This window comes from Pseudomonas sp. R1-18 (genome assembly GCF_051132095.1).
Taxonomy (GTDB): Bacteria; Pseudomonadota; Gammaproteobacteria; order Pseudomonadales; family Pseudomonadaceae; genus Aquipseudomonas.
This window is the reverse complement of sequence record NZ_CP071658.1, coordinates 2,108,981-2,125,236: the sequence shown is the minus strand read 5'-3', so window position 1 is coordinate 2,125,236 and position 16,256 is coordinate 2,108,981. Positions and strand designations below refer to the sequence as shown.

The following is a 16,256-nucleotide window of genomic DNA, read 5'->3' as shown; positions in this document are numbered from 1 at the left end:
ACCCACCCATCGGAAGTGTGGGCAATCCATGGCCCAGCGGTTATGACCATGGATACGACGTCTATGACCATGGGTACGTCTTCGCGGACGGGTCCGCGGCCGCACCTGCATTCGGTCCTTTGGTGCTCGCCAGCAACCTGTCAATGGCCGCTGTGACTGTGGTCCTGGGCTGTAAGGGCGCGGGCCGGGGCCTGGACTTCGATGGACTGCCTGACGCCTTTATCATCCTGCACGGTGAGCGTCACGGGGACCTGATCGCCCTCCTTAACCTGCGCCGCGAGGCCCATGAACATCACGTGATATCCGTTGGAGTCGAACACCACGGTCTTGCCTGCAGGCAGCTCGACGCTGTCGACCTGCTGCATGTTCATCACGTCACCCTTCATGCTCATCTGATGAATCTGCACTGTCTTGGCCACTGGCGAGCTGACACCCACCAGCTTGCTGTCGGTGGTCGATGTGATGTGCATGAACGCGCCCGTTGCCGGCTGCCCCGGCACCGTGGCGCGCACCCATGCGTCTTCGACGCTGGACTGCGCCTGAGCCTGCAGGCTCAGACCCAGCAGCGAGAGGCCCAGCAGGCCGGATACAAGGGCATTACCAATTCGAGTGTTCATCAGCAGACTTCCATGAGAGTGAGCAGGTCTTCCGCGCATTGCTGGGCGGACAGTTTGTGTGACAGGCCCAGACGCAGCACGCCTCGGGTGTCATACACATAGCTGGTGGCGGTATGGGAAATGGTATAGGTATCACCCAACGGTACTTTCTCGAAGAACACCCCGAACTCTTTCGCCGTGGCGGCGGTTTCCTCAAGGCTGCCGGACAACGCCACGAAAGTCGGATCGAAGGCTTTCACGTATGCGTCTATTACCTGGGGGGTGTCGCGTTCCGGGTCAAGGGTGATGAACACCACCTGAAAAGAGTCCCCCTCGCTGCCCATCAGCTTCTTGATCTGCGCCGCTCGGGCGAGCGCTGTCGGACAGACTGCGGGGCACTGGGTAAAACCGAAGAAAATCATCGGCATGAAGCCGCGAAAACTCGACAGGGTAACCGGATTTCCCTGTGGATCCTTCAGTTTGAAATTGCGGCCGACGATCTCGTTGCTCATGTCCTTGCCGTGCTTGAACGGCAAGGCGTTGGAGTTACCGCAGCCGGCCAGCAGCCCGAGGCTCAGTAGCGAGAGACCGGTGACCACCTCGCGGCGGGTCAGATGTTGAGTCATGCAGTACGGTCCTGTCAGAACGGTCCTATCAAGGACAAGGCGCAGAAGGATAAAGCGCAGCCTGCTGCATGATGGCAGTCAGTGCTGATCCCGCAGGCAAGCGAGGCACCGGCACGGATGGCGGTGGCTTCAGACGAATTTCATGCCGCGAATTTACCATCGCAACGTCAGGCCGAACACCGCCGCGCCAAGTCACATATGTAACCTGGCCCTTGAACCGCGTGCTGACGGGCGTTGACGCGCCTGCGACAAAACAGCGCAGGCGGTGCTGGTCAGACTCGACCCGCTATCGCTATGCTGCGCCCATGAACGGCATCCTTCAAACCAGCCCTGCCCGCCAGACCTGCCCGCCGGGCGCCTGTGACTGCGAGTGGCAGAAGCTGGACACACCCGATGCGGATCGGCGCATCCTGCTTCTGACTCGCCAGGAAGAAAGGCGTCTGCTCGGTCGCCTGGAGAGTATCGAAAGCCTGGCCGATCTCGAACGTCTGCAACGCAGGCTCCAAGAGCAGCTGGGCGTTCGCCTGGAGGTTTCTCCCGGCCCGAACGAAGTGCGGACCATGCGCGGCATCAACGTAGTGGTCCATGCGCAAACCGGTCTGTGCCGCAAGACTCGCCAATCGATACGCACAGCGATCCGGCGCGGCCTTGAAGCGCGGCCGGATATCGCATGGGCGCTGCTCAACGCCAACGACCTGCTGCGCGACGCCTGATATTCCCGCCCGGCACGGCCGGTCAGCCAGCTTTGTTCTCCTCCCCTGCGAAGGTTCAGCGGGGATTGGGCTCGTCATCCATTTCGGCGTTATCGACATCTACGTCCGGCATGTCCTGGACGACCGGCGCTTCATCGTTGGAATCCAGCGGCACCTGGCCCTCGTTGTCGGGCAACTCATCCACGCCGGCCTGATCGCTGGGGTTCAGATCAGTGCGACCCGGGCTGAGCGGTTCGTTGGACGCCGGCAGCGGCTCATCATTGCCACGGCCCGAGTGGAGTTGGGTGTCTTTGTTCATGATCGCTCCTCCATAGATGCGCCAGGGATAAGGCGTACTGTCATGGATATGATCCGGCGGACAAAGGTTCGCTGTTTCAGCCGGACGGCAGAGTGAACGGATCGCAGCGCCCGCCGAGGACTCACATCTCGTTGCGGTGCGCGGTCTTGCAGATTTTGAAGCTTCCTGCAGCCTGATTCGCGTTGTACTACGACTGAGCCACATGTAATAATTTCGTTACAATTGCGTGAAAATGGCGTTTCTAATGTTTGCTGGCAGGGATATCGTTCAACACTTTCCGTCGACGTTCAGGCATCTCAATGCGAAGTTGCATCTGGCAAAGCCGCCGGTTCATGCGGCCGAGAATGCATTTGCTCACCTGATCGAAGCCCGTCGTCACAGTCGACACCGAAAGCTTGAGCGAGTCAGTGCTCCGCTGGCCGGTCTGGAACACGAAGTGTTCGCTAAGTCGCAGCCGCTGGACAACCTGCGTCCCAAGATCCGCGTCACACTCTGGCGTGCCAAACGCGACGGGATGTTCGACTGGCCCCTCGAAGAAGTCATCAATACCCTGGAAGCGCAGAAGCGTGGCGCGCCTGTCGCTCATCTGGCCGGCTTCGGCTACAGCAAATCGGTAATTGGTGTTACCCAGGAGTTCTTCATCTTCACCGAGCTGCTTGCCTCCCACGTCAATGGCATGGACTGGATTCAGAGCCCGGATAATGACGTTGAAGATTTCATTCGCCTGTCGTTCGGCCTGCTCCGGGAGCTGCACGCTAAAAACCTGACGCATATGGACTTCTGGGCCAACAACGTTATGGTCAGTCTGGACCCGCAGCAGGGCCACAAAGCGATCGATCTGGAAAACTGTTTCCTGAGCCGCCCCCGGAACCATGTTTGTGAAACGCTCGGGTTCCAGCTGGGATTTTTCTATCGCCGAGAGCTCTATCGATTCATCACCGAAGCTCGCTATGACCAGCTTGTGTATGAGGAGCTGGCCAGTCATTACGCGGTAGACAGAGAGCGCTTCGACACTATCTATCTGCCCGCCAAGCACGAAATCATCAGTAGACGCGCTCGCCGCGAGGTTTTTATCAACGGAACCGTGGTAACCGGCTGACACCGCCCGGCAGCGACGCGTCCTGGTCTCTGGCGACTCAACGGCTCGATCTGACCAGCCCGTCGTATGCCCTTTCGCACGCCTGCCCGGCTATTCGGCTTGCATCAGCGATTCGCGCCAGCTCTCCCGCTCTCTCGTCAGCCCGGCGGCGCAAGTCGGCAAGCACAACGGTGAGGTCTCGGATTGTCTCGCTTCCGCGGGCAATTCGGGTAATGCAGGCGGCTCGGTCGGCCAGCAGCTGATCGATCCGGTGCTGCAGGCTGTCAGCAGTAGCGACAGCCACGGCAGCGTCATCATCCGCATTCTTGATCTGTGCTCGCGCATCGTTCCGTACCTCGTTGATTACCTGTTGCCGCCGCGACTCTTCCCGACGCGCCGCATCCATCGCGTCCCGCGCGGCTTTTTCGACCCTGGCAATGTAACTGGCATGCTCAGCGCGCGCGTCAGCCAGGGCCAGGGTCTGGTAGACGAGGGCTCCACCGAGCAGCGCAACCAGCGCAATGACCACCCATGCCCACAGCGGGACCGCCTTGGCCAGTGCGATCATGCGAATGCCCCGCCGACAGCGGCATAGAAGGCAAGCAGCTTTTCGGTCTGATGCGGGTTCTGGCCGTAGCTGTTGCCGGGGAAGCTGGCCCAGATGTTCGCGCACTTGCGTATGGCATCGCTGATGCGCCCGGCCCTGATGTCTTCCAGCGCCCGGCGCTCGCGGATTTGCTGGAGCGCGATGCGGTCCTGGTTTTCCGGCGTGTAGCCACCCTGCAGCCGCAGGCTCGTGCGGTACGCGTCCCAGTAGCGTTCGAGCAACTGGTAGCGGCCGGCTGCCGTGCTGGTTACCGGCTTGCCTTTTATGGGGAAGGTCAGCCGCTGCCGCGGATGGTCCAGATAGCTCTGGAACAGGCCGCCGCCATACAACACGTTGTAGCCGTTATCGCTGCCCTTCACGGTCGAAGTGCCTTCCGAGAAGGCAATCATGTCCAGGAAAGCCAGAACATTTCTGCAACCGGCCACCTGCTCGCAAATTACCGGCATGCGGGTTTCCTCCAGATAAAAAAAAGCCCGCGCGGGGCGGGCATTCAATGGGTGTGCAATCAAGGCTCAATGGAACAGGTCGGTTCGATGATGCGGCAGCATGCGGGCCACATTGCCCCGCGCATAGATCACGAAGAACAGGACACACAGCATCACCAGGGTGAGCGGCGGCTGCACCACTGCGGAAAACTGAGTGAAATTGACCGCCACCCGATAGGCCTCGGCGGCGTTGGCCCCGGCGAACGTGGCGGCAATGACTCCGACGGTCTTGCGATGTCTGGCGTTGCCACTCTTGTAGCCTGCCACCACAAGAAAAATCAGCAGGTGACAGATGCCTCGCGTACTCAGCAGAACGTCGGGGATGACGCCATCAAGCCAGATGGCGCAGCTGTGAATCCACTCGGGGAGATCAATCATCGCGCTTTCCTCGCTTCATGAAGTCCGGCAAAAAGCCTTTTGCCAAGGTCGCAAACCAGTCCACCCAGTCAGGCCGTGGTCCGCCATCAGCCCAGCGCTTGAGCGAGCCGAAGATCCAAGACGCCAGTGCAGATGTAATGCATGCCAGCAAGGACGCCGCGCCGTTATAGGACAGGAGGCTGAGCATCATTATTCCGAACATGTAACCGATGATGCAGGAGCCCATCGCATAGAAAATGCGCGTGCTCCAGGGCAAAGCGGCGGAGGCGCCCAGGAAAAAACAGCAGCCGCCAATCGCCGCCAGCGCCATGCCGTGGTCGAATGAGAACAGATAGGCCGCAATGGCCACATCTCCCCCACCGGTTGCACTGGTCAAAAGGGCGCCGGGTGTTGTATCTGCGCTCATAAGCACTCCCTGCGAAAAGTTTGATTCACAACAACGCAAAAGCCCCGAACAGGTCGGGGCTTTTTCGAGTAGGGCTATCTCATGTACGGCTTCGGTTCACGGCAGGCATAAAAACCCCCGCTACATGGCGGGGGTTGTTCACGGAATTAATCCTGACTCCGTCTGAGCAAGTTGCCGTAGGCAAAATACTCGATATGGCGAAAGACTGACCTATCGCCGACAAAACGTCAAGCCACCTGGTTCATCAGATTGAGGGCGCGTGACACAACGGCCAGGGCTTCGCTGTCCAGCCTGTCGCATGCAATGAAACAGTGTTGAACGAAGCCGCCCCAATCCCGAGCCCATTGGTCACCGGGCAAAGCGACGCCGAAACTGTCCAGTATCCACTTGCGCATCAGCTCCACGCTTGGCAGCGGGTCCAGTCCCGCGCCCTGCCCTCCCTGGTTGATACGCCGATAGCGGAACAGGATCGCCCGTGCCACGTAGCGCGCCTTGTCGAATTTGCGCGCAGTCATCCGTGGCCCCGCTTCGTAGGCCAGACTGAACACCAGCTCCTCAGCCTGTTCCTGCTCGTCGATCGTGGCTATCGGGCTGTACATGAAGTTGCCGAACGTCCGCAGATGCCAGGGCAGTGTCGAAATCGCCTGCTGAATCCTTGCCGCCACGGATTGATGCGCGGCGCGCCCGCTGCCCGTGCGCCTCGTGCTGGTCTGGACGCTGCAGCCCAGCCGGCCGATCTGCTCGATCTGCACCGCCAGGCTACTACCGGAGTTATAGAAAGCGTCATGCCAGGCACGGCGTGCTGAATTCAACTTCATCATGCAGCCCCCTTGGCGGTCGGTGACTGTCGGCCCTTGCGCAACTCGGCCAGCGCTCGCTGACCGACCCCGGGCGTCCGGCGTCCCTCGGCCCGCGTCGGCAGCGCAAGCGGGATACTGCGCAGCGGCTTGCCTTCTAGCAGCAGGCGCAACGTGATCTGATAATTGCGCTCAAACAGCCTTCGGCTGACGTCAGCCGGCATGCTGGCCAACGCATGGAAACCGCATTGCGCAGCTGCGTGGTACACCGCTTGATGCGACCACGAACGCTGATCGCTCACGCATGGGTGGGCGTTGGCCACGGCTTCTGCGAATGCGGCGTCATTTGACGGCGCACCCAGCGCTTCCGGAGTCGGCTGGCACAGCGCGACGAATTCTCCTACGCCGGGCACGAAGGGCGTCGGCAGTCTGCGGCAGTTCTCCACCCCATGGCGAACCTGCTCGATCCGCCTGATGCCCTGGGCCATGAACGCCTTGATCCAGCTGCGCTTGGCCGCCTTCAGCGTGGCGTCGTCAGGCCAGGCCTGGCGCCATGCAGGGAAGATGGCCTGCAGTTCCTTGAAAAGGGCATTCACCACGGCGGCCGCATGGCTATCAACCTGTGGCTGGGGCGATGGTGGGCGTGGCATATCGGTCAGGCTGGCGATCACATCGCTGAGGTTCTTCATCACAAAGCCCCCAAGTCGTCGACCCACGTGTCGTCATCGAAATTCGGCACCCTCACCTGCGGCTTGCGCGGAAAATGGCGAACGTTGCTGGCGGCAGCCTGGTCCCGCTTGACCCATTTCACCAGCAGACTGACCCACGCGGCCTGGGTTTCGATTCGGCCGGATGCCGAGTAATGGCAAACGAAAGCTGCCGTTGTCGCCTGGGTGAAATGCTCGACGGGTAGCGACATGCGCAACGCGTAACTGCGCAACAGACCAGGATCGGGAACCCAGTCGAGCGTCATTTCGCAGACGGCTCTGGCATCGACCGCCGGCGGCGTCGCGGGTTGTGTGATGTGTTCTCCAGTCCGTTCCCATTCCCTTCCGTGCCCTGACATGTGGCGAGCGGTCGTCGAATGCTCGTCGACTGCTCGGCCATCGCTCGCCGCGGCCTCAATGACTGTCGAAGGCGGAGCCGGGTATTTGAAGCTTTTCTTCTCGATTTTCTGGTGCCTCCAGCCCAGGACGTGCAAGTAGTGCTTACCGTCTGACTGGTAGGTCTGGGTCAGGCCGGCGCGTTCGAGCTCGCTCAGCAACTCGGCGACCTCCTCCGCGCTGATAGCGTCGCCGGGGAAAACCAGAGCCTTGATGGTTCTTGGCGCAAGCGGATGATTGCCGCCGTCGTCGCAGAAATTCCACAGCCCGATGAACAGCAGCCGTGCCAGTGGGCGACATGCCATGACCTGCTCGCTCGACCAGAATTCGGGTTTGACCGTACGAATGCGGGCCATCACGCGTCCTCCCTGTCTGCCTTGTCATGGCTGAACGAGCCGTCCCAGTTCTTTTTCATGGGCAGCTCGCCGTTCATATACATCTCGTACAACCGCACGGCGCCCTTGCGCAGCAGAACAGGCGTGTAGCAAATGAAAGGCTCTTTGCCGTGCGGGGTAATTTCCACTTGGTGCTCGGTCATGTAGCTGTCGCGAGCGTAGGAAGTAACCCGCCAGCGCACGGCGGATCTGCTTTCGTTGTAGAGCCAGTTCCGGGCTTTGAGAAACGGGTTCACTTGCTTTGCGTTTACCCCGTTGAGCCCTTTGCAGAATTGCGCCGCCGTCACGCCCTGCTTGAACAGGTTCTCCAGGTGCTCGATCTTCGCGGCCTGCAACCGAACCTGCTCTGCCAGTTGCATCCTGGCTCTCTCGGCGCCGATGGCCACATCGATCAGCTCAAGGAAGTCACGGCGCGAAAACGTGCCGTACGACTTTTTGCGTGTCAGGTGAGCGAAAGGGTCGTCGGAAAAAAGGGTTTGGCTGAGGTCCTGTACTTCGGTCAATGGCGTGTGCATAATCGGCCTCACAGTGTTGCGTCGGATGCTGTTGAAAGAGCCGGGATTGCGCCCCGGCTTTTTTGTGCCTGCGATTCAGGTTTAGGGATCCAGGTCCGGGGTCAGGTCATGATCGAACCTCCTTCCGCCCGCTCAGATGCAGTCGATTGCGCCGGGGGGCCTGATGCGGCCAGAGCATTACGGTCGGACTGCTTCGACTTGCGAGCGGGAGGGAATACGTCATCGAGGCTGCATCTGGCACCCAGAAGATTCAGCGCGGCGACAATCTGCCGCGCGTCGCTCAGCCCCGGACGGCGCAGGCCAGATTCGTAGTTGGCCACTCGCGACTGATTCCAGCCCAGAGCGCGGCGCAGTTGGGCCTGTGTAATGCCAGCGTGTTTGCGAATGGTGCGGACGTGGTTCATAGAGTCAGTCCTGGTAAGCGACACATAGACTTAAACACGTATTGTGTTATGTGTAAACACGATAAGTGAAAGCCGGGTATTTCATTTCGTGATTGAATCCGGCGCATGAACGAATCAATTGGCAAGCGCATCAAGCGCTTGAGAAAAATCGCGCAAATGTCCCAGGCTCAGCTGGCCGAGGCCTGTGGCTGGAAGTCGCAATCCCGGATCGGCAATTACGAGGCTGATTCCAGGGAGCCGTCATTCGCGGACATCGAAGCCATGGCAAGCGCGCTCGGCGTCGACAAATCCGAGCTCCTGCTGGATTTGCGGGAAGCACCGCTTGAATCGGAAAAAGGCCGTCCGAGTGCTCCACGCATGTCGTCGGGGCCTGACATCGACTCTTCCGCAGCAGACCTGGTTCGCCAGATGCTCGCCCAGCATGGCCGTGGGCTCTCTGCCGAAGCCCGTCGCCGGATCGTTGCCGCGGCAGCCGAACCTGACGCGGACGCCGAAACAGTGATCAGCGGCTCTGTCCGCGCGCGCAATGACGAAATATTGATCCCGCAATACGATATCCGCGGCGCAATGGGTCACGGCCAGGTTCCGGCTGATTACAACGAAGCCATCCGCAACCTCATCGTGCGTGAGGAAGTCCTGCGCGAAAAAGGCGTGACTTACACCTCGACAGCGGCGCTCGCGGTCATCACGGGCTGGGGCCAGAGCATGGAAGGCACGATCAACGACAAGGACCCGGTGATCGTTGACCGAGGAATCAACGAGTTCGTAGGTGAAGGTATTTATGTGATTACCTGGCTGGACCTGCTGTACATCAAACGTCTGCAGATGATCGATGCCGACCACTTCAGACTGATCTCCGACAGCCCGCATTACGACAATCAACCCGCACGGATCGAGGACGTAACGATTCATGCCAAGGTGCTTCTGGTCTGGAACGCGCGGAAGGTCTGAAGTCCCCGGCGCAGCCCATTGAGGCCATTGCTCCGCAGCGGCCACCGCCTCTTTAAGGGCGCGGTGACCGCCCTGCCTCGACCGAGCGCAGATCACGCCTCAGAAAGGCGGTGCCGTGCTTATGGCATCGACCTCTTCATGATTCACGATCTGATCCTGATCACTTGCCCGCTCCCACCTCAGCAGCACTGTACCGTCGTCATTGAACACCATGTCCAGTTCATCCGTGTCGGACAGCAGCTCCATGACCGCCTCCCACTCCTGATCGCCGTCCGTATCCAGCCGATGAATCATCACCCATCGCTGCGTCTGCGCAACCGGATGATTGATCATCGCCGACACCCTCAAGCCAAGTCGCTCGATCCCCGTAATCTCCTGGCGCTGTTGCGACGCCGACATCTTGTGCTTGGCCATACACTCCTCCTTTTAGCTGTATATCCGTACAGTGCATGGAAATCATATACAACGCTGTAGGAAAAGGTAAGCGTGGCAGTAGGACACTTCTTCGGAGAGCCATGCGCGAATAAAACACGTTACGTGTTGACAACTATAAACACATAATGTGATTCTGCTTTCGAGGGGGCGAAAACATCACTCAAGCGCCTGTCATTGCGGGCGATTCGGGATGCGGCTCGCTGCATCAAGGTTGGTAAGGCAATCGTGCCAGGCCAATGATCTTTATCGTCTAGGAGCAAAACCATGGCCGTAAACATCAGTAATCTAACGATCGCAACACCGGTGGCAACTTCCACGACCAACCCCGTCGCGCTGGAGTGCAATGGTGCAAAGGCGATAGCACAGTTCCCCAGTGTGGTGACGGTGCTGGGCGACGGATCGATTCAGTTTTCGGCACCCACCAAAGGTGCATCGAGCAAAAGCACCCACCGCACCCGCTGCGAGTGGAAAGAAGCAGCTTACTGGTCCATCGCCAGCGCATCGCAGCATATCAACTACCAGAAGATGACGCTGATCAAGGTCAACTCGGCGCAGAAGGTCGTTGTCTCGCAGATGCATGTGAAGAACGACGACAGCCCGCCCATCAAGGTCTTCTGGCAGAAAGGCAAGATCACCATGGGCTTTCGCGAGGACTTCAACCAGACCGATCCGGTCAACTCCACAGTGCTGGACAAGGTACCGCTGGGCACGCCGTTCGAAATCACCATTCAGGTAACGTCGGCGGGTGTGGCCACGGTAACCGCAGTGTGCAATGGGGTCACCGGCACGTCCGGGCCGCTGCAACTGGATCAATCGTGGTTCAGCCAGGTTCTGGGTTTCCACGGCGGTGTGTATAACCAGATCGATTACACCGATACCACGCCGGCCAGCGATGGCTCCATCTGCGTTATCAGCGACCTTGCCCTTCGTCATGTGTAAATGCTGAGCGCTGGTGGAAGCCGGCGCACTGCCCCGCCTGGAACGTCATGCCCGCGCGGGGCTTCCAGCTTCCAGACTCTGGAGACGACTCATATGGATGCGACGTTGAGGCGTGCACAGTTTGAATATGACAACCGCCTTCCGGACGAGAACTGCGACAGCGCACTGCATGAATGGCTCGAAAACGGCGTGGAGCAACTGCTGCTTGGCGGCGATGTCCGGTTTCGACGACGCTTGCACGGACCTCAGGCGGTAACCTTCGAGCAATTCGCCGCGGCAGTCGACGAGTTCACACTTGAGCAGCTGTCCAGCGCAGGAATGAGCCCGTCAGTGCTGGGGCGTCTGGTGCTGTCGGCCTGGCGCAAAGCGTCATCCGACGCAGCCAGCGCCGCGGCTGAGGCGCTGAACAGCCCCGACCCGGACGAAGCGCTACGCCAGATTGCTCGGGCCCTGCTGCTGCCGCTGGCGCATGACGGGCTGATTGCTCAGTCAGAAGAGGACGACTTATGAATCATGGATAAGACGTCCGGATTGACGGGCACTGTTCGCCAGTCGCCACAAAAAACCCCGCATCAGGCGGGGTTCGTTTGTTCGTCGGCTTGTCAGGCACTGTTGCCGGGGGACGGCTCTTCGTCCTCATCGACGGGAGGGTTGTCCGGCAAAACCAGATCATCGTCCTCATCGCCTTCTACCGAATCCGGGCCGTCATTCTGGTCTGCGTCACCCTGAGCATCGGGATAGTTCTCTTCCTCGCTGCCTGGCTCAGCCGGACCTGGATAAGCACTTTCGGGCCCATTGTCTTCTCTCACCATGTTGTCTCTCCGCCTGTGGCGCAGGAATTGCGCCGGTTATATTGAGAGAGAAACCGGCGGACGGAAGTGCCCATCAGCAGATGAGCGGTGCTCTACCGAATGTACGCCCGACTCAAAAGTCTTGATCGTTGGCGGATATCCGGTCGATGCATCGACGGCCTAACGCCAACCCTCCAGCCTGTGCTTCGGCATAACTTTCCCAGAAATATTCAGGATTGTATTGCCAGTCCCCTTCGTCCACCTGGAAGCGGACAGTGATGCCTTTCGGGTGGTGGAGGAACTCTACGTTAATCGCACGGCTTCGGTAGGAGCTGTTGAAAGCGGGTAACGACTTAGGCATATGAAGCTCCATGTTTAGCACAACGGTAATGCTTCTATTCCGCTCCACCTCCAATGAGTGGCTCCCGCAACGCGAGGCACTCATTTGGCGAGATATGTAAGACAGTCGCTATGAGAGCACGTATGGGGGGATCTGAGCTTGAAATTTGTTAGCAATCAGCCGGATGGTCTGCGAGATGAATCATTTACTGACACGGGGAGTCGAATGCCCCCGCGAATGTTACACGCGCGAGAAAGCCCAACTTGAGAAGGTTGGGCTAAGTCGTTGAAATAGATGCCCCGATATCTCCAGCGCCCGGGCGCTCGCGAATTTGCGGCAGCGCGATGCGGTCCTGATCTTCGGCGTGTAACCGCCTTGCAAGCGCATGCTCACCCGATACGCGGCCCAATAACGCTCCAACAGTTGGTAGCGCCCGGCCGCCGTACTGGTGACCGGCTTGCCGTTGACAGGAAAGGTAAGGCGTTTGAGCGGGTAATTCTGATAACCGCAGAAACAGGCCGCCGCCGTACAGAACCTTGTAGCCGTCGTCGCTGCCTGTCACGGTTAAGATGCGTTCTGCGTGCGCAATCATATCGAGAAACGCGAGCTCGTTCGCGCGGCCGACCTTTGTGATCGTGTCGAGCACATTTCAAACCCGATACAATGCGGCATCTCGGTACCAAGCAGTTGGTCGGCATGACCAGGGAGCAGTTGCAAAGTGGGATACATGGACTGGCCGGATCTGAAACGACACTGGCGCATAGAGGTAATGGGCGGCGAAGAAAAGGACTTCAAGCTCAAGCGGATGATCCGGCGCATTCGACAGAAAGAACAGGAGCACTACTTGTTCTGGTTCCGACTCGCTCAGTATTTGTATCGCCGCCCAAAAGGTGTCTTCAACTATCCGAAAATCGCTCAGCGAATCCACGCGCGGCTGGTTCGTACTCACGGGATCGATATCATGCTCGCAGCAGAGGTAGGTCCCGGCATCACCTTCGCACACCGCGTAGGCATAGTGATTGCGGACGCCGCACGCATTGGCGAAAAGTTGTTCATTCGTCAGAACACAACCATCGGCGTAAAAACCAGCGGACAGAAGGGGCTGATTTATATCGGCGATAATGTTGAACTGGGTGCAAATGTTTGCATTATCGGCGACGACATCCGCATAGGGGATAACGTGAAAGTCGGCGCCATGGCCTTCGTGAATAAAGACATCCCTGATAACAGTGTTTGCTACACCAAGCATGTAATCACCGTCATCCAGGGCTGACTCCACGTCGAAGCGCGAGCCGCCGAAGTCGGCCCGTTTCCATCCTACTGGCCGTCACAGCGCTATCTTCATTCGCCAGCTTCCAGCGAAGCGCTCTCGTCATCGTCGACCGGGCCCACTCGAAGCTCTCGCACGCCCGTTTCCGACCAGAACCGAATCACCGCCCCGCTCCCGGCGGTCATCGACTGGACATGGTCGATCAGGTCTGCCTGGTTGCCGGAGCGCATGATCGGTTTATAGCCGTGCGCCTTGTACAACACCCATGCGCCATCCTCTGCTTCGACACGGAAAACGTCCATTGAAATGCACCCCCTTCGGTTTCCCAGTTGAAAGCCGGAAGGTGCACCTGTTCCCGGCTTCCGCTGAGTGGCGGACTTAACTGGGAAGAGCAATCGCTTCTATTCGCCGAGCTGCCGTCACATCTCCAGACCATGGCGATGTTCTCATCGAGGCGGCGAACAAAAGTGTCGTCGACGGACTCCCGCGGTCCGGTACTCACAATTTTGCAGAGGAAAAAGGCATGAAAATGAACCGAGTCACGCAAATCTCACGCACATGAAAAAGCCCAACCTGAAAAGGTTGGGCTAAGTCATTGAAATATATGGTCGGGACGGAGTGATTCGAACACTCGACCCCTAGCACCCCATGCAAGCGGATGGGGCTACAGCCCAGTTAATACACGGCTCCCAGCTTGGCGCTCGCTGCAACGATGCCTCACTGTGTTTTACCGTGTTTAGCAAAGTCACTCGGAAAGTCACTCGGCGATTTTCTCCCTTCTCCTGGCGTCCTGCCAACGATCACCATCCCACCCACCTCCTGATAAGCTGCGCTCTTTCACGGAAGAGACGACCATGCCGAATTCAGACCTGCTACCAGCACTGCTCTCCAAACTCTACGAAAACCAAATCGCCCTGGAGGCGGCTATCCTTGAGCTGTCCAACTGGGTCGAGCAACGAGGCGGTGCCGACGTGGCCGATAACGCCCGGGGCGCCCTGGACACAATCGACAAGAATGAAGAATTCATTCGGATAACGCTCGCGGTGCTTATGACGCCTGAATGAGCAAGTATCTCGGCGTCCTGCCAACGATCACCCCAACCAACCGCATATCTGTCAAAAATTGCCCGCTTCGCTTCGAGCATCTACATTGTTCCAGCCGGTCCGAATTCCCGTTCGCCCTCTCCGGCAGGCCAGCCTGGTGCATCCCTCACCGGGCTGGCCATCTTTTACCTGCAAGAACCCACTGTCTGAAATCCAATGCGCACCGGCGCAGGAGACGCCATGACCCTCGACAAAGTCGTAATGCCCGATATGGTCCGCAAGGAAGTGAACAGGATTCTCTCGGACATCGAGCTTGCCGATGGCGTGATCGAACTGACGCACCTGGGCGGAATCGCCGAGGGCTTTGCGAGGGGCCTGACCTGCGTCGGGGCGATGCGAGCGGCTGATATCGACGCTATGGAGATTGCCTTCAGCCAGGCATTCGACCGGCGGATGGCCGAGCTGCGCAGACCCTGATCTGCCCGCAGCTTGTCGGAGCTTCCTTGCCTCACGATGACCTGCCGAATACTGTATATAAAAACAGTGTTGAGAAGTACATCATGGACATCGATTTCGCAGACGACTGGCTCGGCTCCCCAACAGATGAACAAATGCTCCGCCAGCATGCGCATTTGGTGACAGAAGAAAACCTGCTGCTGCGCATAGAGATCAACCGGTACCGCAACCATGTGGCCAGGTTGGTCGACATGCATGCGCAGGTGACGAAGGAACGGGACGGCCTGCGAAAGGAACTCGCTGACGCGAACGGGCGGATATCGGAACTACTGCGGGCCGCCTGTGAGAACTGGAAGACAGTCAATTCGCTGCAGTACTGCCTCGAACAGCGCGAAGCTCTCCTTATGCAGCACAACGTCCCGCCGAGAATGTGGGGCAAAGGCGAGACGCCTGACGCTCACCTCAACGAATCATAAGCCCGCTCGCACGCCTGCCCAGCTATTCGACTTGCATCAGCGATTCGCGCCAGCTCTCCCGCTCTCTCGTCAGCCCGGCGGCGCAGGTCGGCAAGCACAGTGGTGAGGTCTCGGACTGTCGCGCTTCCCTGGGCAACTCGGGTATCGCAGGCGGATCGGCCGGCAAGTAGCTTGTCGACTTGCTGCTGCAGGCTGTCAGCAGTAGAAGCAGCGACAGCAGCATCATCTGCCGCAGCTTTGATCTGGTGTTGGGCATCGTTTCGTACCTGGTTGATCTCACGTTGGCGCCGCTGCTCTTCGACGCGTGCCGCCTTGTTCGCCTCGCTGGCCGTTTTTTCGACCTCGGCCACATAGCCGGCGTGCTCTGTTCGGGCGGTGGCCAGAGCGAGAGTCTGGTAGACCAGCGCGCCGGCGAGCAAGGCGATCAGCAGCATGACCGCCCATACCTGCAGTGGTACCGCCTTGAGCAGTGCCGTCATGCGAAGGTCCCGCCAGCCTTATCGAAGAACGCCAGCAGCTTCTCTGCCTTGTGCGGGTTCTGGCCGTAGTTGTTGCCGGGAAAGCTGGCCCAGATGTTGGAGCATTTCTGAATGGCCTCGACGATCCGCCCGGCCTTGATGTCTTCCAGCGCTCGGCGCTCCCGAATCTGTTCCAGCGCGATGCGATCCTGATTCTCCGGCGTGTAACCGCCTTGCAGGCGCATGCTCACGCGGTACGCATCCCAATAGCGCTCGAGCAACTGGTAACGGCCGGCGGCCGTGCTAGTCACGGGCTTGCCGTTGATGGGAAAGGTCAGGCGCTGGCGTGGGTGATCCTGATAGCCATGGAACAGGCCACCGCCGTACAGGACGTTGTAGCCGTCGTCGCTCCCCTTCACGGTCGAGGTGCCTTCCGAAAAGGCGATCATGTCGAGGAAGACGAGCACGTTCTCGCCGCCGGCCATCTGCGCGGAAATTCTTGGCATTGCTTTTCTCCAGACGAAAAAAAGCCCGCGCTAGGCGGGCTACTTGACTGATAAATATTCGTTACGAGAGACGCACGTTTCGGGAGTCGAACCGGTCAGGAAGACAGGGGACATCCGTCAGGACCGTGATCAGTTCCTGCCAAGGCATACTACCGGTGTGCTTTGCCGCACAGCCGGGTACATGCACAAA

Annotated in this window: 27 protein-coding genes and 1 pseudogene; 9 read left to right on the top strand and 19 right to left on the bottom strand. The window is 59.1% G+C overall.

All coding sequences use genetic code 11. The features are described from left to right. Window positions 1–140: 140 nt before the first annotated feature. Window positions 141–617, bottom strand: coding sequence for a copper chaperone PCu(A)C (locus tag J3P77_RS09925; protein WP_434681419.1), 477 nt, complete (start codon window positions 615–617; stop codon window positions 141–143). Then, the gene (locus tag J3P77_RS09920; RefSeq protein ID WP_434681417.1) at window positions 617–1,222 is read right to left on the bottom strand and encodes an SCO family protein; all 606 of its coding nucleotides are present in this window, start codon (window positions 1,220–1,222) and stop codon (window positions 617–619) included. Before J3P77_RS09920 ends, J3P77_RS09925 begins: the two co-directional genes overlap by 1 nt. A gap of 305 nt (window positions 1,223–1,527) precedes the next feature. Here J3P77_RS09920 and J3P77_RS09915 point away from each other — a divergent pair, with 305 nt between their 5' ends. Beyond that, window positions 1,528–1,935, top strand: coding sequence for a hypothetical protein (locus tag J3P77_RS09915; RefSeq protein ID WP_434681416.1), 408 nt, complete (start codon window positions 1,528–1,530; stop codon window positions 1,933–1,935). Between the two features lie 55 nt (window positions 1,936–1,990). On the opposite strand, the gene J3P77_RS09910 is transcribed toward J3P77_RS09915, so the two are convergent. Further along, complete coding sequence (locus J3P77_RS09910; protein WP_434681415.1) at window positions 1,991–2,233, bottom strand: hypothetical protein; 243 nt, start codon at window positions 2,231–2,233, stop codon at window positions 1,991–1,993. Window positions 2,234–2,477: 244 nt separating this feature from the next. Here J3P77_RS09910 and J3P77_RS09905 point away from each other — a divergent pair, with 244 nt between their 5' ends. Next, the gene (locus J3P77_RS09905; protein WP_434681413.1) at window positions 2,478–3,332 is read left to right on the top strand and encodes a hypothetical protein; all 855 of its coding nucleotides are present in this window, start codon (window positions 2,478–2,480) and stop codon (window positions 3,330–3,332) included. A 37-nt stretch (window positions 3,333–3,369) separates the two neighbouring features. Here the strand turns inward: J3P77_RS09905 and J3P77_RS09900 are convergent, their stop codons facing one another. The 9 genes and pseudogenes from J3P77_RS09900 to J3P77_RS09860 form a co-directional block, all read right to left on the bottom strand. Further along, the gene (locus J3P77_RS09900) at window positions 3,370–3,879 is read right to left on the bottom strand and encodes a DUF2514 family protein (RefSeq protein WP_434681412.1); all 510 of its coding nucleotides are present in this window, start codon (window positions 3,877–3,879) and stop codon (window positions 3,370–3,372) included. Continuing rightward, window positions 3,876–4,364 (bottom strand): glycoside hydrolase family 24 protein, encoded by a 489-nt coding sequence (locus tag J3P77_RS09895; protein ID WP_434681411.1) that lies wholly within the window; start codon window positions 4,362–4,364, stop codon window positions 3,876–3,878. Before J3P77_RS09895 ends, J3P77_RS09900 begins: the two co-directional genes overlap by 4 nt. Before the next feature lie 66 nt (window positions 4,365–4,430). Then, window positions 4,431–4,781, bottom strand: a complete 351-nt coding sequence (locus tag J3P77_RS09890) for a phage holin family protein (protein ID WP_434681410.1) — start codon at window positions 4,779–4,781, stop codon at window positions 4,431–4,433. Then, window positions 4,774–5,187: a hypothetical protein gene (locus J3P77_RS09885; RefSeq protein WP_434681409.1), complete on the bottom strand. Its 414-nt coding sequence runs from the start codon at window positions 5,185–5,187 to the stop codon at window positions 4,774–4,776. The genes J3P77_RS09890 and J3P77_RS09885 overlap by 8 nt, the downstream gene beginning before the upstream one ends. A 227-nt stretch (window positions 5,188–5,414) precedes the next feature. Beyond that, window positions 5,415–6,008, bottom strand: coding sequence for a hypothetical protein (locus J3P77_RS09880; RefSeq protein WP_434681407.1), 594 nt, complete (start codon window positions 6,006–6,008; stop codon window positions 5,415–5,417). After that, entirely contained in the window at window positions 6,005–6,673 is a 669-nt protein-coding gene (locus tag J3P77_RS09875; protein WP_434681406.1) for a replication protein P, read from the bottom strand. The genes J3P77_RS09880 and J3P77_RS09875 overlap by 4 nt, the downstream gene beginning before the upstream one ends. Continuing rightward, window positions 6,673–7,443, bottom strand: coding sequence for a DnaT-like ssDNA-binding domain-containing protein (locus J3P77_RS09870; RefSeq protein WP_434681405.1), 771 nt, complete (start codon window positions 7,441–7,443; stop codon window positions 6,673–6,675). Before J3P77_RS09870 ends, J3P77_RS09875 begins: the two co-directional genes overlap by 1 nt. Next, a pseudogene (locus J3P77_RS09865) lies at window positions 7,443–7,883 on the bottom strand (transporter); the annotation flags it as partial. The gene J3P77_RS09870 and the pseudogene J3P77_RS09865, both read right to left, overlap by 1 nt. Before the next feature lie 215 nt (window positions 7,884–8,098). Beyond that, window positions 8,099–8,401: a helix-turn-helix transcriptional regulator gene (locus J3P77_RS09860; protein WP_434681404.1), complete on the bottom strand. Its 303-nt coding sequence runs from the start codon at window positions 8,399–8,401 to the stop codon at window positions 8,099–8,101. Window positions 8,402–8,506: 105 nt separating this feature from the next. Between J3P77_RS09860 and J3P77_RS09855 the strand changes: the two genes are divergently transcribed. Next, window positions 8,507–9,352, top strand: a complete 846-nt coding sequence (locus J3P77_RS09855; RefSeq protein ID WP_434681403.1) for an XRE family transcriptional regulator — start codon at window positions 8,507–8,509, stop codon at window positions 9,350–9,352. Between the two features lie 99 nt (window positions 9,353–9,451). On the opposite strand, the gene J3P77_RS09850 is transcribed toward J3P77_RS09855, so the two are convergent. Further along, entirely contained in the window at window positions 9,452–9,766 is a 315-nt protein-coding gene (locus J3P77_RS09850) for a DUF1654 domain-containing protein (RefSeq protein ID WP_434681401.1), read from the bottom strand. Window positions 9,767–10,051: 285 nt separating this feature from the next. On the opposite strand from J3P77_RS09850, the gene J3P77_RS09845 reads away from it, so the two are divergent. Together J3P77_RS09845 and J3P77_RS09840 are read left to right on the top strand one after the other, a co-directional pair. Continuing rightward, window positions 10,052–10,726, top strand: a complete 675-nt coding sequence (locus J3P77_RS09845; protein ID WP_434681400.1) for a polysaccharide lyase family 7 protein — start codon at window positions 10,052–10,054, stop codon at window positions 10,724–10,726. Between the two features lie 93 nt (window positions 10,727–10,819). Beyond that, window positions 10,820–11,236, top strand: a complete 417-nt coding sequence (locus tag J3P77_RS09840) for a hypothetical protein (protein WP_434681398.1) — start codon at window positions 10,820–10,822, stop codon at window positions 11,234–11,236. Window positions 11,237–11,328: 92 nt separating this feature from the next. Here J3P77_RS09840 and J3P77_RS09835 read toward each other — a convergent pair whose 3' ends face one another. The 3 genes from J3P77_RS09835 to J3P77_RS09825 all read right to left on the bottom strand — a co-directional run bounded on the left by J3P77_RS09835 (window position 11,329) and on the right by J3P77_RS09825 (window position 12,503). Next, entirely contained in the window at window positions 11,329–11,538 is a 210-nt protein-coding gene (locus J3P77_RS09835) for a hypothetical protein (protein ID WP_434681396.1), read from the bottom strand. Window positions 11,539–11,650: 112 nt separating this feature from the next. Continuing rightward, complete coding sequence (locus J3P77_RS09830) at window positions 11,651–11,878, bottom strand: hypothetical protein (RefSeq protein WP_434681395.1); 228 nt, start codon at window positions 11,876–11,878, stop codon at window positions 11,651–11,653. 256 nt (window positions 11,879–12,134) lie between these two features. After that, entirely contained in the window at window positions 12,135–12,503 is a 369-nt protein-coding gene (locus tag J3P77_RS09825) for a hypothetical protein (protein ID WP_434681394.1), read from the bottom strand. Window positions 12,504–12,584: 81 nt separating this feature from the next. Here J3P77_RS09825 and J3P77_RS09820 point away from each other — a divergent pair, with 81 nt between their 5' ends. Further along, window positions 12,585–13,130, top strand: coding sequence for a serine acetyltransferase (locus tag J3P77_RS09820; protein WP_434681393.1), 546 nt, complete (start codon window positions 12,585–12,587; stop codon window positions 13,128–13,130). A gap of 68 nt (window positions 13,131–13,198) precedes the next feature. On the opposite strand, the gene J3P77_RS09815 is transcribed toward J3P77_RS09820, so the two are convergent. After that, window positions 13,199–13,429 (bottom strand): hypothetical protein, encoded by a 231-nt coding sequence (locus J3P77_RS09815; protein WP_434681392.1) that lies wholly within the window; start codon window positions 13,427–13,429, stop codon window positions 13,199–13,201. 552 nt (window positions 13,430–13,981) lie between these two features. On the opposite strand from J3P77_RS09815, the gene J3P77_RS09810 reads away from it, so the two are divergent. From J3P77_RS09810 to J3P77_RS09800, 3 genes are all read left to right on the top strand, one after another. Further along, complete coding sequence (locus J3P77_RS09810; protein WP_434681391.1) at window positions 13,982–14,191, top strand: hypothetical protein; 210 nt, start codon at window positions 13,982–13,984, stop codon at window positions 14,189–14,191. Window positions 14,192–14,410: 219 nt separating this feature from the next. After that, complete coding sequence (locus J3P77_RS09805) at window positions 14,411–14,647, top strand: hypothetical protein (RefSeq protein ID WP_434681390.1); 237 nt, start codon at window positions 14,411–14,413, stop codon at window positions 14,645–14,647. Window positions 14,648–14,730: 83 nt separating this feature from the next. Continuing rightward, window positions 14,731–15,102, top strand: coding sequence for a hypothetical protein (locus J3P77_RS09800; protein ID WP_434681389.1), 372 nt, complete (start codon window positions 14,731–14,733; stop codon window positions 15,100–15,102). Here the strand turns inward: J3P77_RS09800 and J3P77_RS09795 are convergent. Further along, on the bottom strand, window positions 15,084–15,581 hold the full coding sequence (locus tag J3P77_RS09795) for a DUF2514 family protein (RefSeq protein ID WP_434681387.1): 498 nt from the start codon (window positions 15,579–15,581) through the stop codon (window positions 15,084–15,086). The two genes, J3P77_RS09800 and J3P77_RS09795, sit on opposite strands and share 19 nt — an antisense overlap. Then, on the bottom strand, window positions 15,578–16,066 hold the full coding sequence (locus J3P77_RS09790; protein WP_434681386.1) for a glycoside hydrolase family 24 protein: 489 nt from the start codon (window positions 16,064–16,066) through the stop codon (window positions 15,578–15,580). Before J3P77_RS09790 ends, J3P77_RS09795 begins: the two co-directional genes overlap by 4 nt. Between the last annotated feature and the right edge of the window lie 190 nt (window positions 16,067–16,256).

Bases quoted from the DNA above. Each gene is read 5' to 3' on its own strand.
- J3P77_RS09915 (WP_434681416.1), top strand. From the start codon at position 1,528: ATGAACGGCATCCTTCAAACCAGCCCTGCCCGCCAGACCTGCCCGCCG.
- J3P77_RS09790 (WP_434681386.1), bottom strand. From the start codon at position 16,066: ATGCCAAGAATTTCCGCGCAGATGGCCGGCGGCGAGAACGTGCTCGTC.
- J3P77_RS09890 (WP_434681410.1), bottom strand. From the start codon at position 4,781: ATGATTGATCTCCCCGAGTGGATTCACAGCTGCGCCATCTGGCTTGAT.
- J3P77_RS09840 (WP_434681398.1), top strand. From the start codon at position 10,820: ATGGATGCGACGTTGAGGCGTGCACAGTTTGAATATGACAACCGCCTT.
- J3P77_RS09885 (WP_434681409.1), bottom strand. From the start codon at position 5,187: ATGAGCGCAGATACAACACCCGGCGCCCTTTTGACCAGTGCAACCGGT.
- J3P77_RS09810 (WP_434681391.1), top strand. From the start codon at position 13,982: ATGCCGAATTCAGACCTGCTACCAGCACTGCTCTCCAAACTCTACGAA.
- J3P77_RS09925 (WP_434681419.1), bottom strand. From the start codon at position 617: ATGAACACTCGAATTGGTAATGCCCTTGTATCCGGCCTGCTGGGCCTC.
- J3P77_RS09820 (WP_434681393.1), top strand. From the start codon at position 12,585: ATGGACTGGCCGGATCTGAAACGACACTGGCGCATAGAGGTAATGGGC.
- J3P77_RS09910 (WP_434681415.1), bottom strand. From the start codon at position 2,233: ATGAACAAAGACACCCAACTCCACTCGGGCCGTGGCAATGATGAGCCG.
- J3P77_RS09845 (WP_434681400.1), top strand. From the start codon at position 10,052: ATGGCCGTAAACATCAGTAATCTAACGATCGCAACACCGGTGGCAACT.
- J3P77_RS09835 (WP_434681396.1), bottom strand. From the start codon at position 11,538: ATGGTGAGAGAAGACAATGGGCCCGAAAGTGCTTATCCAGGTCCGGCT.
- J3P77_RS09850 (WP_434681401.1), bottom strand. From the start codon at position 9,766: ATGGCCAAGCACAAGATGTCGGCGTCGCAACAGCGCCAGGAGATTACG.
- J3P77_RS09855 (WP_434681403.1), top strand. From the start codon at position 8,507: ATGAACGAATCAATTGGCAAGCGCATCAAGCGCTTGAGAAAAATCGCG.
- J3P77_RS09905 (WP_434681413.1), top strand. From the start codon at position 2,478: ATGTTTGCTGGCAGGGATATCGTTCAACACTTTCCGTCGACGTTCAGG.
- J3P77_RS09900 (WP_434681412.1), bottom strand. From the start codon at position 3,879: ATGATCGCACTGGCCAAGGCGGTCCCGCTGTGGGCATGGGTGGTCATT.
- J3P77_RS09815 (WP_434681392.1), bottom strand. From the start codon at position 13,429: ATGGACGTTTTCCGTGTCGAAGCAGAGGATGGCGCATGGGTGTTGTAC.
- J3P77_RS09880 (WP_434681407.1), bottom strand. From the start codon at position 6,008: ATGATGAAGTTGAATTCAGCACGCCGTGCCTGGCATGACGCTTTCTAT.
- J3P77_RS09860 (WP_434681404.1), bottom strand. From the start codon at position 8,401: ATGAACCACGTCCGCACCATTCGCAAACACGCTGGCATTACACAGGCC.
- J3P77_RS09875 (WP_434681406.1), bottom strand. From the start codon at position 6,673: ATGAAGAACCTCAGCGATGTGATCGCCAGCCTGACCGATATGCCACGC.
- J3P77_RS09795 (WP_434681387.1), bottom strand. From the start codon at position 15,581: ATGACGGCACTGCTCAAGGCGGTACCACTGCAGGTATGGGCGGTCATG.
- J3P77_RS09895 (WP_434681411.1), bottom strand. From the start codon at position 4,364: ATGCCGGTAATTTGCGAGCAGGTGGCCGGTTGCAGAAATGTTCTGGCT.
- J3P77_RS09800 (WP_434681389.1), top strand. From the start codon at position 14,731: ATGGACATCGATTTCGCAGACGACTGGCTCGGCTCCCCAACAGATGAA.
- J3P77_RS09920 (WP_434681417.1), bottom strand. From the start codon at position 1,222: ATGACTCAACATCTGACCCGCCGCGAGGTGGTCACCGGTCTCTCGCTA.
- J3P77_RS09830 (WP_434681395.1), bottom strand. From the start codon at position 11,878: ATGCCTAAGTCGTTACCCGCTTTCAACAGCTCCTACCGAAGCCGTGCG.
- J3P77_RS09870 (WP_434681405.1), bottom strand. From the start codon at position 7,443: ATGGCCCGCATTCGTACGGTCAAACCCGAATTCTGGTCGAGCGAGCAG.
- J3P77_RS09805 (WP_434681390.1), top strand. From the start codon at position 14,411: ATGACCCTCGACAAAGTCGTAATGCCCGATATGGTCCGCAAGGAAGTG.